Consider the following 13,917-nt stretch of genomic DNA (forward strand, 5'->3'; position numbering starts at 1 on the left):
GTAACCGCCTCCGGACTGACGCTGGGTGGGATCGGCGCTTCGTTCTGGGGGCTGGTGGCCGGAACGATCACGTTGTTGGTGTTGCGGCCGAAAACGGTGGCATAGCGCATAGCCGCTGTGCGTTGAGTAAGGGGTGGCAGGCGCCTGCGGCTGGGCTGCGATGCCGCGCGGCAACAAAGGAAGGCAGGCAGTCCGCCACGGCCGTGACGATGAATGCGACGGTACTTATTCCGGGTCGCGCAATTGCAGCAGCCAGTGCGCAGTCACGCCGCTGGGGCTGGGCAAGGGTTCGAGATGAAACTGGCGATAGACCGGCAAGCCGTCCTGGGTGCGCAGCGGCAAGGTGACGTAGGCCGCGCGGCCTTGGCGTAGCGCTTCCTGCAGGACGTCCACCTTGGCGGCGGCCGCGTCGTTGGCCAGCAAGGTGACGATGTCGCAGCCGATCAGGTCGGCAACTTCGGACTGGCTGAGCTCGGCGAACGCCGGGTTGACGAACATCAGCCGGTGCGCAGCGGTGGCGCCGCGTTCGATGATGGCCACGCCGTCGCGCAGCCGCGACAGCGAGGCTTCCAGCAAGGTGAAGTCCTGCTGGAAGCGCTTGCGCTCCATCAGTTCGATCAGCACGCGCAGGCTGCGGGCCGACTCCAGATGCAGCGGCGACCAACGCCGCGCGCGGCCGCGCACGGTCTGCTGCCACAGGTCGAAGCTCTTGCGCGGCGACAGGCGCGAATTGGGAATGTCCTGCAACTTCGCCAGCTGCGGGTTGCCGGCCCATTTGACCTGCTGCACCTGTTCGCGACGTGTCCACAGCAGGGCGCTGCGCGATTGCGGCATCAGCGGGACGAAGATGAAACCGGCCGCCAATGGCGCGAGGTCGGCCAGCTCCGGAAACATCTCGCCGATGGCATCCACATGCAGGGCGCCGACCGCATCCTCGCGCAGCGCGTCGTGGTGCTTGGATTCGAGATGGTCGCGGATGCGCCGCAGCGCTGCGACATCGGGCGTGCTGCCGTGGCGGCTGATCTCTTCGCCATGGAACACCGCCACGCCGTCGGCGTCGACCACGTCCATCAGGTCCGGCGCCATGTCGGCGAGCATGTCCACGGTGAGGTGTTCGGCGTCGTTGAAATCGGTGATCAGTTTTTCGCGGATGGTGAGCAGCACCGATTCCAGCCGCGCACGCGTCACCGCCTGCAGCGCACCGATGCGCCCGGCCAGCGCGCGCGTGACCGCATCGGTGGCATCGCGCATGGCATGGCTGGTGAAATGCGGGCTGTAGTGGTGACAGGAAATCAGCCCCCACAACGCGTCGTTGACCACGATCGACGACACCAGGGTGGCGCTGACACCCATGTTGGCCAGGTATTCCAGATGCACCGGCGAGACGCTGCGCAGGCTGACATCGCTCAGGTCCACCGGCGTGCCCAGGCGCGGGTGCAGGGTGGGTTCGATCGGCGAGGGCTGATACCGCACATCGGCGATCTGGCGCACGCGGTTGCGCAGGTACAGCGCGCGCGCCTGCGCGGGGATATCGCTGGCCGGGTAATGTAGGCCGAGATAGGCCTCCAGCTCGGGCTGGCGCGCTTCGGCGATGACATCGCCGTTCCACTCTTCGTCGAAGCGGTAAATCATCACCCGATCAAAGCCGATCATGCTGCGCAGGCCCTTGGCCGCGCGCACCGCCGCTTCTTCGATGCCCGAATCGCGCTCGATGCTGCGCACCAGCGGCAGCGCTTCGCGCAGGGTGACATCCATCAGGCGCGCATCGCGCGGTTCGATTTCGATCAGCCACTGCTCCGGATACAGATGCCAGGCGGCGACCCAGGGGTGCGCGGTGGGCGCACTGCGCTGCGGGAAGCGCACCTCCACGTGCAGCAGGTGCTGCGGTTGATCGTCCACCGCGCAGGGTTGTGCATCGGGCACCTCCAGCACCTGGGTGTAGGGCATGCCCAGCAAGGCGTGCATCGGCACGCCGAGCAGCTCGGCGGCGGTGCTGCTGGCCTGCACGATGCGGCCGTCGGCCGGTTCGATCACCAGCAACACGCCGTAGGGCTGGATCAGGCCGGGGATGTGGATCGGCTCACGCGCGCAGACATCCATATCCAGGGGTTCGGTGGGCTGGTTCACGGGTGCGGCTCCGCTGCAAGGCAGGTGTGGAAGTGGGCGAACATGGCCAGCGCGCCGTCGATGGCGGCGCCGCGCGCGGATGCGGTGTCGAGACGTCGATCCAGCACCGCCTGAAAGCGGCGCCAGCCGGCCGGGTCGTCGTCGGCCAGTTCGAAATAACCCAAAGCGCCGGCCAGATCGGGCTGCTGCTTGCGCAGGCTGCGCGCGATGACCCGCCCGCCCAGTTGCGCGCCTTCGATGACATACAACATGCCCCAGCGCGCGGCATCGTCGGCGATCGCAGGCAGCGCGGCAGGCAGGTCCGGTTGCTGGCCGAGCGCGCGCAAATCCTCGCGCAGGGCAGGCACGCGGCGGCGGTAGTGCCAGCCGTTGCCGACCAGGGTGGTGAGCCAGTCGCTGAGGTGCTCTTCGAAGCCGGTCAGCAAGGCGTGGTGGCGACGCAGAATCTGCGCATAGGCAGCCGAACCAATCTGCCCCTGCGCCAGCGCCTGCATCAGCGGGACCGCCTCGACCAGGCGATGGGCGTCCTGGGTGGCATGGCGCAGCGCGAGCGCGGCCGATGGCGGAACTGCCAGCGCGTCAGAAGACATAAGGGCTCAAGGCAGTGCCGCGGCACGAAGGACACCAGCCTAGCAGCGCCCGCGCAAATCAGAAAAAGCGGACGCGAGCGCAAGCTGAATAGGTTGGCATCATGCCTGCGCTGCGGGCGTGGTGCCGGCGCCCCGCCCTGCCCGTTTCCAGGCCATGCCCCAGCCTGCGGCAAGCAGCAAACCAGCTAGCAACCACGGCGCGCCGGGAAGGTGCAGCGGCGCACCGCTGCCGATAAACCAGGCGAACACGTTGGCGAACAGCAACGGGCCGGCGATGCCGGCAAGGCTGACCAGACTGGTGAGCGCGCCCTGCACGCGGCCTTGCGCGTCGGCGCCGACGTCGCGGGTGATCAACGCCTGCGCAGCCGGGGCGGCGATGGCCCACAACGCACTGATCGGCACACCGATCAGGAACGTGGTGCCGCTGTCGGCCAGCCCGTAGATGACAAAGCCGATCACCCCGCAGCCCAGCCCCAGCAACAAGGCGTAGCGTTCGCCCAGCCAGCGCACCAGGCGGCCGACCAGTAATGCATTGACGATGATGCTGCACACGCCAACCCCGGCCAGCACCCAGCTCACTTCGCGCGGGCCCCAGTGATATTGGTAGCCGGCGAACAGCACGAAGATGCTGGGATAGACGTAGTGCGCCAGGTTGGCCAGGAACACCACCGAGGCCAGGCCGAACACCTGCGGGTAGCGGCGCAGCAGCTTGAGCGCGCCGAGCGGATTGGCGTGCGTCCACTCCAGCCGCGCGGTGCGACGTTCGGCAGGCAACGATTCGGGCAACACGAACCAGCCGTACAGCACGTTCAACAAGGCCAGCCCGGCGGCGAACCAGAACGGCCAACGCAGCCCGATGCTGCCCAGCCAGCCGCCGATCAATGGGCCGGCGACAAAGCCAATGCCGAACGCGGCGCCGAGCATGCCGAACGCGCCGGCGCGTTTCTCGGCAGGGGTGACGTCGGCGATGTAGGCGTTGGCAGTGGAAAAGCTGGCCGAGCACATGCCGGAGATCACCCGCGCCAGCAGCAGCATCGGCAGGCTGTGGGCGATGGCCATCAGGATGAAATCCAGCCCCAGCCCCAGGCACGACAGCAGGATCACCGGTCGGCGGCCGAAGCGATCGGACAAGGCACCCTGCAGCGGCGAACAGACGAACTGGATGGCGGCGAACAGGAAGCCGAACCAGCCGATCCAGCCGGCGGCCACCACGTAGTCGCCGCCGGTGAAATGCCGCACCAGATCCGGGAGCACCGGAATGATCACGCCGAACGACAGCACGTCGATCAGCACGGTGATGAAGATGAAGATCAGCGCGGCGCGGCGGCACAACGGGGCGTGAGCGGAATCGGCGGGGAGAGACATCGCGCGGCCCAGGGTGGCGAGGTGGGGAGTTTAGCTGCGGATTGGATCGGATCTGTGTGGGTGACGGCGTGGGAGTGTGATGCGCAGGAGTAGTGTGGTCGGTGCGCTGGGCTGGACTGAACTAGGCCGCAGCAGATGTGCGCGTGATCGATCTGCGGAGATCGCTTGGGCCTGATGGAGCTGTGCGGATCGGGTTTGAGCGATTTGATACGTGGAGTGAGATTGCAGCCGATTTTTTATCTGGAAGTCGTGCTGGAGGTGCAGGTGCTTTGGGCGGGAGTCGTTGCTGAAACCGTACCCTCATCCGCCCTTCGGGCACCTTCTCCCGGTGGGAGAAGGGAGTGGTTGTGCAATGCGCTTTGCGTGCCCCTTCGCCTGCCCGCCTGCCGGTAACCCGGTTCCTGCCGTCGATCCCGCCCACAGACACATTGAAGACGCTGGTGCGTTCGGCTGGAGTTATTGCTGAAACCGTACCCTCGTCCGCCCTTCGGGCACCTTCTCCCGGTGGGAGAAGGGAGTGGTTGTGCAGTCGGGCACCTTCTCTTTCGGGAAAAGGGAGTGGGTGGCGAGATGCGTTTGCATGCCCCTCTCCCGTCGGGAGAGGGGGTGGGGTGAGGGTACGGGGGCTGCGTGTGGTGATGCTGAGCGCCCATCCCTATGGTTAGGCTGCGCTGCTCATCTAAACCTTCGCCCGTCTGAGTTGCTCATCCAAACCTTGGCCGGTCTGAGGTCTGCTGACTTTCGCCCGCCGCATTCTTCGAGCAGGTTGCAGTCCAAGACATGCGCGGCGCTCAGAAAGAGCGCGCTTGATCGCGACGCCTGCGCCGAATCGAATGGAGAGCGCATCACTACGCAGCATCCATTGACCAGCCGCAGCCCGTAAACGCTCTGCGCGCCGGGCTGGGTGGGCCTGCGCCTCGCCAGCCGTAGCAGCGACCCCGGATTATTCGACGCTGATGGTCTGGGTCAGGGTGTGGCTGGCGCCGGGGGCGAGTTCGATCACGTCCGGGCCGGCGTTGGCCGCTTCCAGGCAGACGTAGTCGCGCCAGCCCTCGCCCACGTCGGCCATCTTCTTGCCGGCCTCTTCGCCCGGGTTCCAGGCCACCAACGAACGGCTGCCTTCGGTGGCGATGACGATGCGGCGGCCGAGTACCGGGTCGGTGAGGGTGTAGCGGCCACCTGCATTGGTGTAGATGCGGTCGCTGCGGCCGGGGTCGCGTGGGTCGCGCAGGCTCCAGTCGCCTTGCTGGCGGTGGGCGGTGGCGTAGTTTTCGTATTTATCGAGGTAATCCAGCCCGTCCAGGCCCTGCACGCTGACCTTGAGCGCATCGCCAACGCGGAAATAGTTGTGCAGCGCCTGGGTGAACCGCACCGCGGCGGCGCTGGTGTTTTCGGTAATCAGGCGTTGCTCCAGCGTGCGGCCGATGCGCAGCGTCATGCGCAGGCGCAGCGCCAGGTCGTCGAAGCGCGGCGGGGTGAGCGTCAGCACCACGGTGCCGTCGTCTTCGCGGCGGCTTTCGGTGAGTTGCCACGCCACCGTGCGCACGAAGCCGTGGGCGGGCACATCGCCGGTCTGGTCCTGGCGGCCGAAATACGGCCAGCACACCGGCGCGCCGCCGCGGATCGGGGTGGGCGGTTGCTGGGCGGTGGGCGACAGCCACATCACGTCCTGCCCGCCCTTGGGCACGAATGACAGCAGCTGGCCGCCGAACAGGCTGATGGCGGCGGTGGAGAACGGGGTGTCGATCAGCAGCGACGGAAAGCCGTGGAAATCGCCTGTGGTCAGGCCGGTGGTGTCGGACATGGGGGATGCCTTGTGGACGATGGGGGATTGAGCGAAGGCGGGGTACGCGGCCGGCAGCCTGAACGCGGTGGCGCGCACTGCAGCGGCGCCGGTGAGCGCTGGGGCGGCACGCAGCGCGGTGAGGATGCGCTGGCCGGGCCGGCCGTCGGCCGGTTGCAGGCCCAGGCGGGTCTGTTCGACCTGGATGGCGCGGCGGGTGGCGCTGCCGACCATGCCGTCGGCTTCGCCGATCTGATGACCGCGGGCGAGCAGCAACTGCTGCAGCTCGCGCCGTTCCGGGCGGCCCAGGCCGAGGTCGTCGGTGGGCCAGGCAGCGACCAGGCCGGGGCCGCCGCGCAGGCGGTCGGCCAGCAGGGCGATCGACAGCGCGTAACTTTCCGCGGCGTTGTAGGCGTAGATCGCATCGTAGTTGCGGAACACCAGGAAGGCCGGGCCGGTGGCGCCGGCCGGCAGCAGCAAGGCGGCGGGGGTCTCGGCCGGCAGCCCGCTGGGGGCGAGCGGTTTGCCATCGGTGCCGAGCAGGCCGGCGTTTTGCCAGGCCTGCAGTGGCTGGCGGCGGGTGCGGCCGGCCTTGCTGGCGTCGAAGCCGCGCGGTAGCGTGACTTCCATTCCCCACGGGCGGGCACGCTCCCAGCCGGCCTTGACCAGATAGTTGGCGGTGGAGGCCAGTGCGTCGGGAATGCTGGCAACCAGATCGCGGCGGCCGTCACCATCGCCATCCACCGCGATGCGGGCATAGGTTGACGGCATGAACTGGGTCTGCCCGAACGCGCCGGCCCAGGAGCCAGTGAGCCCATCGGCGGACAGATCGCCTTGCTGCAGCAGGCCGAGCAAGGCGAGCAATTCGCCACGGAAGAACGGCTGGCGGCGGCCTTCGCACGACAGCGTGGCCAGCGACACCAGTAACGGGCGCTTGCCGGTGACGCGGCCGTAGTCGCTCTCCACGCCCCATACCGCCACGATGGTGGCCGGGTCCACGCCGGTCTGTTCGGACAGGCGGGTCAGCAGCGCGCGGTGGGTGACCAGCATGGCCTGGCCGTCGGTGACGCGCTGGCTGTCGACCAGGCTGGCCAGGTAATCCCAGATCGGTGTGGTGAATTCGGGCTGGGCATCCAGCAGCGGCAGCACGCTGGGATCGGGCGCAAGGCCAGTGGTGAAGCGCTGGAAGCTGGCGGCATCCACGCCCTTGGCGGCAGCCTGGGTCTGCAGGCCGGCCAGGCAGCGATCGAAGGCCGGATCGGCACAGGCAGCCAGCGGCAGCAGTCCGATAAATAACGGCAGTGCGCGCCGGGGCAGCGTCATGGCGCGGTGGCCGGCGGATGGGCGGACGTCATGCGATGGAGCGCTCCTGCGCAACTGGTCGAGCTGCCGAGCATAGCCAACCTGGCTGGTTGCAGGCGTGCAGGTGGTCGCGAGGAGGATGCGTCGCGAGGTGGAGCCCGCTGCAGTCGGTGCCGCTGGTAGTGCGGTTGGCCCGACGGGCCTAGCTGCCGTCGCCGGTGATCCCGGTCAGCAGCGACAGGGCCGGCGTCGATGCGGCGCCATCGGCCATCCGGCGCGTGCGGGCACGGCGCGGGGCATCGTGGCGCGGGCCGAAGCGAATCAGCGCAGTGGCCACGCAGGCAGGTAGCACAACCGCGAACACGACTGCCGCCAGGAGCACCCATTGCCAGAGATTGAAGCTTGCCATGATCCGAGTCCCACCCCGCGGCGGAGTTCGCCGGCGCGGCAAGCTTCCGGGATCGGCTGCGAACGTGGCGTCGACAAACGGCGGGGCTGGGTGCCGTTTGTCGGGCTGAACCGGCTTTCTGGGCTGCGCATTGGAGTGCGGACGGGTCGGTTGCCTGCGCGCGGGTGCAGACGCGGTTGGGGTTGCTTGGGCTGCGGTAGCAACTGGGCCGGGTCGTGCTCAGCGCGCGTCGAGGTAGTACCAGTGGCGGGCTTCGCGCACGAAACGGCTGTGTTCGGTCATGCGCACCGCGCTGCCGCCACCGATGCGATAGCGCGCCAGAAAGATCACTTCGGCGGTGTCGGGGCCGGTCGCGAGGACGCGCTGCACGGTCAGGCCAAGCCAGGTGGTGCGCCCGCCTTCGTCCAGCGACAGCTCCGGTGGGCGCGTGGACGGATGCCAGCTGGCCAGCAGGTAGGCGGTATCGCGGCGCACATAGGCGCTGTAGCGGGCGCGCATCAGGGTCTCGGCGTCGGGCGCGGCGCCGCCGGCGTGGTAAGGGCCGCAGCACTGCGTGTAGTTGGCGGGGCGGCCGCAGGGACAGGGATCGGTGGGTGTAGGGGTTGGCATGCGGGGATTGTGCGGGATGGGATTGGGGATTGGGGCGTTGTCAACAGCCTTTTATCGAACAACACGAGGGCTTGGCCCCGTACCCTCACCCCAACCCCTCTCCCGCGGGAGAGGGGCTTTGGATGCCGTGATCTGATGCTGCACCGTCTCCGTTGGCGTGTGCGTGGGTGACACGGGGCAGGCATCGGCTCGCTACTGCTGATGCTGATACTGCAACTCCCGGCGCGGCTACACCTGCCGCGATTGCGTTAGCTTTTACTGCGGCGCGCGACCTCGGTGCACTGGCTATGCTGTCGCCCCCGTTGCGTGGAGCGTGGCCTTGCTGGAATTGATTCCCACCGAATTGCCCTGGCTTCTGTGCATCGCATTCGTTGCCGGGCTGGTGGATGCGGCGGTGGGTGGCGGTGGGTTGATCCAGTTGCCGGGCCTGTTTGCGACGCTGCCGCAGCAGGCGCCGTCGCTGATTCTGGGCACCAACAAGTTCAGCGCGATGTTCGGCACCGGTGCGTCGGCGTGGCGGTATGCGCGCAACGTGCGCTTTCCGTGGCGGCCGGTGCTGTATGCAACGGTGGCGGCGTTCACGTTTTCATTTCTGGGCGCGACCGCCGTCAGCCTGATGCCCAAGCAGGCGGTGCGGCCGCTGATCCTGATGCTGCTGATCGCGATGTTGATCTACACGCTGATCAAGAAGGACTTCGGCGCGCTGCATCGGCCACGCCAGATCGGCCGGCGCGAACTGGCCACCGCAGTGGCGATGGGCGCGGCCATCGGGTTCTACGACGGGTTCTTCGGCCCGGGCACGGGCAGCTTTCTGATCTTCCTGTTCATCCGCTTTTTCGGGCTGGACTTCCTGCGCGCTTCGGCGGCGGCCAAGGTGGTGAACCTGGCCACCAATCTGGCAGCGCTGTCGTTCTTTTTGCCCAGCGGGCAGGTGATGCTGGCGATCGGTATCCCGATGGCGGTGGCGAACGTGGCCGGCGCGGTGGCCGGCACGCGGATGGCGTTGCGCGGTGGCACGCCGTTGATCCGCAAATTATTCCTGGTGCTGGTGATCGTGCTGATCGGCAAGATGGGCGGGGATCTGCTGCGCTGAGGGACCGACGCGTCTGCGGCTACCGCAGGGTTGGCGCAGTCAGCGCAGCCTGCATGCGCGGCCAGGCGTAGCTCCAGTCGATACGTTCCTGCTCCAGCCTGGGTGCGGCGCCGAAACGGCCATCGCGCAGGCCGGTATAGAGCGCCTGCTCATCGGCCGTCAGCGCGGCCAGGCGTTGCGCACGGTGCGGCCGTGGTTCGTGGCCCCACAGCGCGCGAGGGGTGGCGTGCAAGGTGGCTTCATCCATCAACACGGCACGGGTCTGCGGGGCATGCATGCGGAGCCGATGCAGGATCGCCAGGCCATGGGTGTCGATGTCACCCCAATAGAACAGTGGCATTTCGCGCAGCCAGCCGACGCTGCGCACATAATCGAGCGCGTAACCTCGGGCCATCAGCACTGCGGTCCCTGGCAAGAATTCGCAGGCCAGGCCGGTCTCGAGATTTTCGACGATCAGCATGCGCGTGATCGGCAAGCGCAGCGCGGCCAGTTGGTCGATCGGCACGGTCAGATCGTTCAAGCCGCCGAGCTGGACGCATAACGCCGGGTCGAGCAGGCGCAGGCGCACGCGGTCGGGCGCCTTGCGCAAGCCGGACAGGCTGTCGAAGCTGCGCGGTTCGGTCAGTCCGCGCAGCCCGGCCAGCCAGTCGGCGATGATGCCGCGATGGGCATGCACCCATTTGCTGTCGATGCCGGCGATCGGCAGCTGACGCAGGAACAGGCCGCTGTCGCGGTGACGGTGCAGCCAGTCGACGACATCGGCCATCCGCTCGATCTCGGTCTGCGCGCCGTCGGCCAGCAGATCGAACTGGCGACGCAGACGCGCGGCCAGGCCGACGGCGTCCGGCCAACGCCGCAGCAGGCTGGCGCAACGTGCGCTGGCACGCTGCCAGCGCTCATGTTCCTGCAGCGCGGCGGCGGCCTCGGCCGGGGTAGCGCACACCCAGGTCTGCGGCAGCTGTTGCGGCCCCAATTGCGGCCAGGACACGTGCCGCATCTCCACGCGCCCCGGCAGCCCGGCGCGCTGCCAGGCCCGCAACCACGCGCCGAAGGCGTCGAACCGTGCACTGGCCTGGGCCTGGGTGGGGGGATGCAGTGCGATCGGCCGCGGCGCGGCAGCGCCGATCAGCCAGTCGCCACGGTGGCGTTGCCATTGCCCGCGCAGGGCCTGCAGCGCGGCAGGCGGCAGCAGCATGCAGTGAGCGCGGGCCATCGGCTCACCCCTGCCCGGCAACCGCATCGGTGGCATCGGCGCCGCTGCGGGTGCGCTCGGGCAACCTGAGCCGGCGCGACTGCTCGTCGTATTCGATCAGCAGCACCCCCGAATCGTGACGGCCGCTGATCTCTACGAAACAGGCGCCGCCGATGAACGGCTCCAACGTCATCACCGATTTCAAGGGCGTGGCCACCACCATCTGAAAGCCGAAATTTTCGAAGATGTTCATCGCCAGCGCAGTGAATTCGTTATCGGCCTTGTCGAAGGCTTCGTCCAGCACCACGGCTGCATAGCGCGGCAGTTCTCCGTCTTCGCCGCCGAGCTGGTAACGCAGCGCGGCGGCCAGGCAGGTCGTTGCCAGCTTCTGGCGCTGACCGCCGGACTTGCCGGCGCCGCTGCGGTAGATTTCCACCTGTTGCCGCGTGGCCGCGTCCAGTTCGACGCCGACGAATTCGACATGCAGGCGGACGTCCAGCACCAGCTCGCGCCAACGCTTGTCTTCGCCCTCCTGCGAGCCGAGTTTGCCCACCAGCTGGCGCAGCACGGAAAATTGCTGTTCGGCCACCTCGCGCTGTTCGGTCTGGTGGTGGCCGAGCACATCGCGCAGGCGTTGATGGAATTCGATCACCTCCGGCAGGCGGCGGTCGCTCAATTCGATGGTCAGCAAGGTGCCGTGATTGAACGGCACCTGTTCCAGGCTGGCATTGACCTCGTCCAGGCGCTGGGCGATCGATTTGCGCGCCTCGGCGGTATGCCGTTGCAAGGCGAGCAGGTTGTTCTTGCTCTGGCTTTGCAGCAGATCGAAGAAACGTGCCTCGTGCTGCGGCAGGCCATCGCGTTCCAGGCGCTGCAGGCGGGCGAGGAAATCGTCGGCGCCTTCCAGGGTCGGGCTCAGATCGCCGCTGTCTTCGGGCCATTGCTGGCAATAGCGGCGGAAGCAGCCGAGCAGCAGTTGCTCGAGGCGGGTGAGTTCGTCCTTGCTGAGCGCCAGCTGCGCATCCAGGCCGCGTTCGAGATGACGGAAGCGCTCCTGCAACGTGTCCAGGCTCACCTCGCCGAGCGTCTGCAGGCGCTCGGCCAGACCCTGCTGCTGTAACGGCGTCACTACGCGTGCGTTTGCATCTGCGCATTCCAGATGCTGTTTTTCCAGGCGGGTGCGCTCGGCGCCCAGCGTGATCCGCTCGGTGCGCACGCCCTCGAAGGTACGCGTGGCCTGCACGATGTCGGTGCGGGTGCGATCGATCGCCTCGCCCAGCGCGCGCAGGTTGGCATCGCCTTCGCGCAGTTGCTGCAGCGTGTCGGCGATCTGGCTCAACCGCTGCAGCGAGGCGGCCACATCGATTTCTTCCCAGCTCAGATTGACCAGGGTGTTGTAGGCCAGGCGGCGCGTCCCGTCGCGCTCGCGCTGTGCGCGCAGATCGGCCACCTCGGCATCGCAGTTGGCGATGCGCTGCGCCAGCTCCTGACCTTCGCGTTCGAACAGCGCCAGCTTGTCGCGGTTGTCGAAACCCAGCAACCAGCGGCGGCGGTCGCCGACGGCATGACGATCGTCTTTTTCGTAGCGCTCGCCCGGATGCTTGACCTGGCCCTCGCGCGTCATGGCGCGCTCGGCGTGGCGCAAGGCCTTGGCGTTGTCCACGCAGTCGTAATCGAAGCGTTTGCCCAGCTCGCGGCGCAGCCAGCCGGCGAAGGCATGCTCGCGCAGCTGCAACTTGTGCAGCAACGAGGCGGCGCCGGGTTCGCGCCCGCTCAGCGCCGGCTCGTTGCCACGCACGCGGTAATACACCAGCCGCGTGCCCAGGTGGGTGCGGTTGACCCAGTCGGCGACCTCGGCGTAATGCCGCTCGTCCACCAACAACGATTGCGCAAACCCATGCAGTACGCGTTCGATGGCGCCGCGCCAGGCCGACGCGTCGTCGCGCACCTGGGTCAGCTCGCCGACGAACGGCAGCGCCGCCTCGGGCACGCCGGTGTCGGCGCTCAGGCGCGCGCGCAGGCTCTGCATCGGGGCGGGGATATTGGAAGGATTGCGGGTCAGCGCCTCGATTTCCGCACGCACTTCGGCAAAGCGTTTGCTGTCCTCGTGCTTGCCGGCCAGGCGTTCGCTGATGGCTTCATCGAGCGCGGCGGCGGCACGTTGGCCGTCTTCCAGCGCCACGCGTGCCTGGGCGGTCTGTTCGGCAAAGCCATGCGCGCTGCCGGCCAGTGCCTGTTGCAGTGCGCGGCAGGCCTGCTCGGCCTGCGCACGCTTGGCGGCGCGGCGGTCGCGCTCGGCCTGCAGCTGGGTCTGTTCGCGCTCCAGCGCATCGATGCGTTCGCCGCCCTGGGCGCGGCGCTGCGCCTCCAGGTCGTCCAGATGGCGGGTGTGGTTGTCCAGGGCCGCCCGGCGTTGGCCCTCTTCGCCGGCCAGCCCACGGTCCTGCACGTCCAGTTCCTGCAGCCGTGCATCCAGCAGTGCGAGCCGGCGCTGTTCGCGATAGGCATCGATGCCGAGTTTGAGTTCTTCCAGTTCGCTGCGCTGGCGGCGCAGCTGCAGCAGCTCGGCATGGTGGGCGCGGGCAGGCAGCAGGGTTTCCACCTGGCGACGCGCGGTCACCACCGCATGGTGGGCGCCATCGAGTTCGGCGAAGTCACCGACCAGGCGTTCGGCCGCATCGAAGGTCTTGGGTTCTTCCAACATGAAACCGCGCAGGAAGGCATTGAGATCGCCCAGATTCTTCGCCGATTGGGTCTTGTGCAGCAGGCGCAGCGCCATCTCGTTGTGGATGCCCAGCTGGTGGCGGAAGCGTTCGGCGTAGCCGGCGAAACTGTCGAAGTGGTGCACGTCCTGCAGCCGCTGCTTGAGCTTGCGCAGATCCAGATCGAAGCCGGCCAGATCCTGCGCCACATCGAAGGCGCGCTCGGCCACCATGTAGTGCTTGCGGACATCACCGGTGGCCGCGCTGCTGCCGGCGATCCAGAACAGCCGCACCAGGCTGACCACGCGGTCTTCGCCGTTGCGGTATTCCAGCACCAGTGCGGTCCAGGTGGCGCCCTTGCGCAGATATTGCGTGGCGATTTCGCCGGAGGCGCTGTCCTGCTGGTCGGCCCAGGCGCCGCGCACGTACGACACCAGGTTGCGGTCGCGGCCGCTGCGCTCGGCCTCGCGCGCGGCGGCGTTGAAGTCGACGATGCTGGGCGGGGTGAGCAGTGCCGACATCGCGTCCAGCAAGGTGGATTTACCCGAGCCGGAGCGGCCGACGAACAGAAAGCCGCGTTCGGCGATCGGCACTTCGGTCAGGCCGGAAAACGTGCCCCAGTTGTAGACCTGCAGACGCCGCATGCGAAATTGCTGCAGACGCGGGTCGGGCAGGTCGTTGCCGAACAGGCTGGAAGAGGCGGCGGAAGTCATCAGTTACTGTCCAGAATGTGCAGAAAAAAGCG

General features: G+C 67.7%; 10 protein-coding genes (1 of these 10 cut by a window edge). 2 read left to right on the forward strand and 8 right to left on the reverse strand.

The features are described from left to right. Positions 1-105, forward strand: the final stretch of a protein-coding gene (locus M3O59_RS20615; RefSeq protein WP_116907018.1) for a benzoate/H(+) symporter BenE family transporter. The gene continues 1,077 nt to the left of window position 1, outside the view; the window shows 105 of its 1,182 coding nt (coding positions 1,078-1,182); its start codon lies beyond the left edge, outside the window; it ends in the stop codon at positions 103-105. Between the two features lie 120 nt (positions 106-225). Here the strand turns inward: M3O59_RS20615 and bphP are convergent, their stop codons facing one another. From bphP to M3O59_RS20645, 6 genes are all read right to left on the reverse strand, one after another. After that, complete coding sequence (bphP, locus tag M3O59_RS20620; protein WP_116907017.1) at positions 226-2,127, reverse strand: bacteriophytochrome BphP; 1,902 nt, start codon at positions 2,125-2,127, stop codon at positions 226-228. Further along, positions 2,124-2,717, reverse strand: coding sequence for a biliverdin-producing heme oxygenase (locus tag M3O59_RS20625; RefSeq protein ID WP_064631568.1), 594 nt, complete (start codon positions 2,715-2,717; stop codon positions 2,124-2,126). Before M3O59_RS20625 ends, bphP begins: the two co-directional genes overlap by 4 nt. 99 nt (positions 2,718-2,816) lie before the next feature. Next, a complete protein-coding gene (locus tag M3O59_RS20630; RefSeq protein WP_116906758.1) occupies positions 2,817-4,082 on the reverse strand; it encodes a TCR/Tet family MFS transporter in 1,266 nt (421 codons plus the stop codon). Between the two features lie 943 nt (positions 4,083-5,025). Beyond that, entirely contained in the window at positions 5,026-7,188 is a 2,163-nt protein-coding gene (locus M3O59_RS20635) for a lytic murein transglycosylase (RefSeq protein WP_116906759.1), read from the reverse strand. A gap of 181 nt (positions 7,189-7,369) precedes the next feature. Continuing rightward, positions 7,370-7,576 (reverse strand): hypothetical protein, encoded by a 207-nt coding sequence (locus tag M3O59_RS20640; protein WP_116906760.1) that lies wholly within the window; start codon positions 7,574-7,576, stop codon positions 7,370-7,372. Positions 7,577-7,795: 219 nt separating this feature from the next. Further along, positions 7,796-8,185, reverse strand: coding sequence for a YchJ family metal-binding protein (locus M3O59_RS20645; protein WP_064631560.1), 390 nt, complete (start codon positions 8,183-8,185; stop codon positions 7,796-7,798). Positions 8,186-8,498: 313 nt separating this feature from the next. Here M3O59_RS20645 and M3O59_RS20650 point away from each other — a divergent pair, with 313 nt between their 5' ends. Continuing rightward, a complete protein-coding gene (locus tag M3O59_RS20650) occupies positions 8,499-9,278 on the forward strand; it encodes a sulfite exporter TauE/SafE family protein (protein WP_116906761.1) in 780 nt (259 codons plus the stop codon). 19 nt (positions 9,279-9,297) lie between these two features. Here the strand turns inward: M3O59_RS20650 and M3O59_RS20655 are convergent, their stop codons facing one another. After that, positions 9,298-10,491, reverse strand: a complete 1,194-nt coding sequence (locus M3O59_RS20655) for a Wadjet anti-phage system protein JetD domain-containing protein (RefSeq protein WP_249047134.1) — start codon at positions 10,489-10,491, stop codon at positions 9,298-9,300. 4 nt (positions 10,492-10,495) lie between these two features. After that, on the reverse strand, positions 10,496-13,888 hold the full coding sequence (locus M3O59_RS20660) for an ATP-binding protein (protein ID WP_373419020.1): 3,393 nt from the start codon (positions 13,886-13,888) through the stop codon (positions 10,496-10,498). Positions 13,889-13,917 lie beyond the last annotated feature (29 nt).

The organism is Xanthomonas nasturtii (assembly GCF_023337365.3).
Taxonomy (GTDB): Bacteria; Pseudomonadota; Gammaproteobacteria; order Xanthomonadales; family Xanthomonadaceae; genus Xanthomonas; species Xanthomonas nasturtii.

What these genes read in the sequence shown, in the direction of transcription:
- M3O59_RS20640 (WP_116906760.1), bottom strand. Translation starts at nt 7,576, where the DNA reads ATGGCAAGCTTCAATCTCTGGCAATGGGTGCTCCTGGCGGCAGTCGTG.
- M3O59_RS20630 (WP_116906758.1), bottom strand. Translation starts at nt 4,082, where the DNA reads ATGTCTCTCCCCGCCGATTCCGCTCACGCCCCGTTGTGCCGCCGCGCC.
- M3O59_RS20655 (WP_249047134.1), bottom strand. Translation starts at nt 10,491, where the DNA reads ATGGCCCGCGCTCACTGCATGCTGCTGCCGCCTGCCGCGCTGCAGGCC.
- M3O59_RS20625 (WP_064631568.1), bottom strand. Translation starts at nt 2,717, where the DNA reads ATGTCTTCTGACGCGCTGGCAGTTCCGCCATCGGCCGCGCTCGCGCTG.
- M3O59_RS20645 (WP_064631560.1), bottom strand. Translation starts at nt 8,185, where the DNA reads ATGCCAACCCCTACACCCACCGATCCCTGTCCCTGCGGCCGCCCCGCC.
- M3O59_RS20635 (WP_116906759.1), bottom strand. Translation starts at nt 7,188, where the DNA reads ATGACGCTGCCCCGGCGCGCACTGCCGTTATTTATCGGACTGCTGCCG.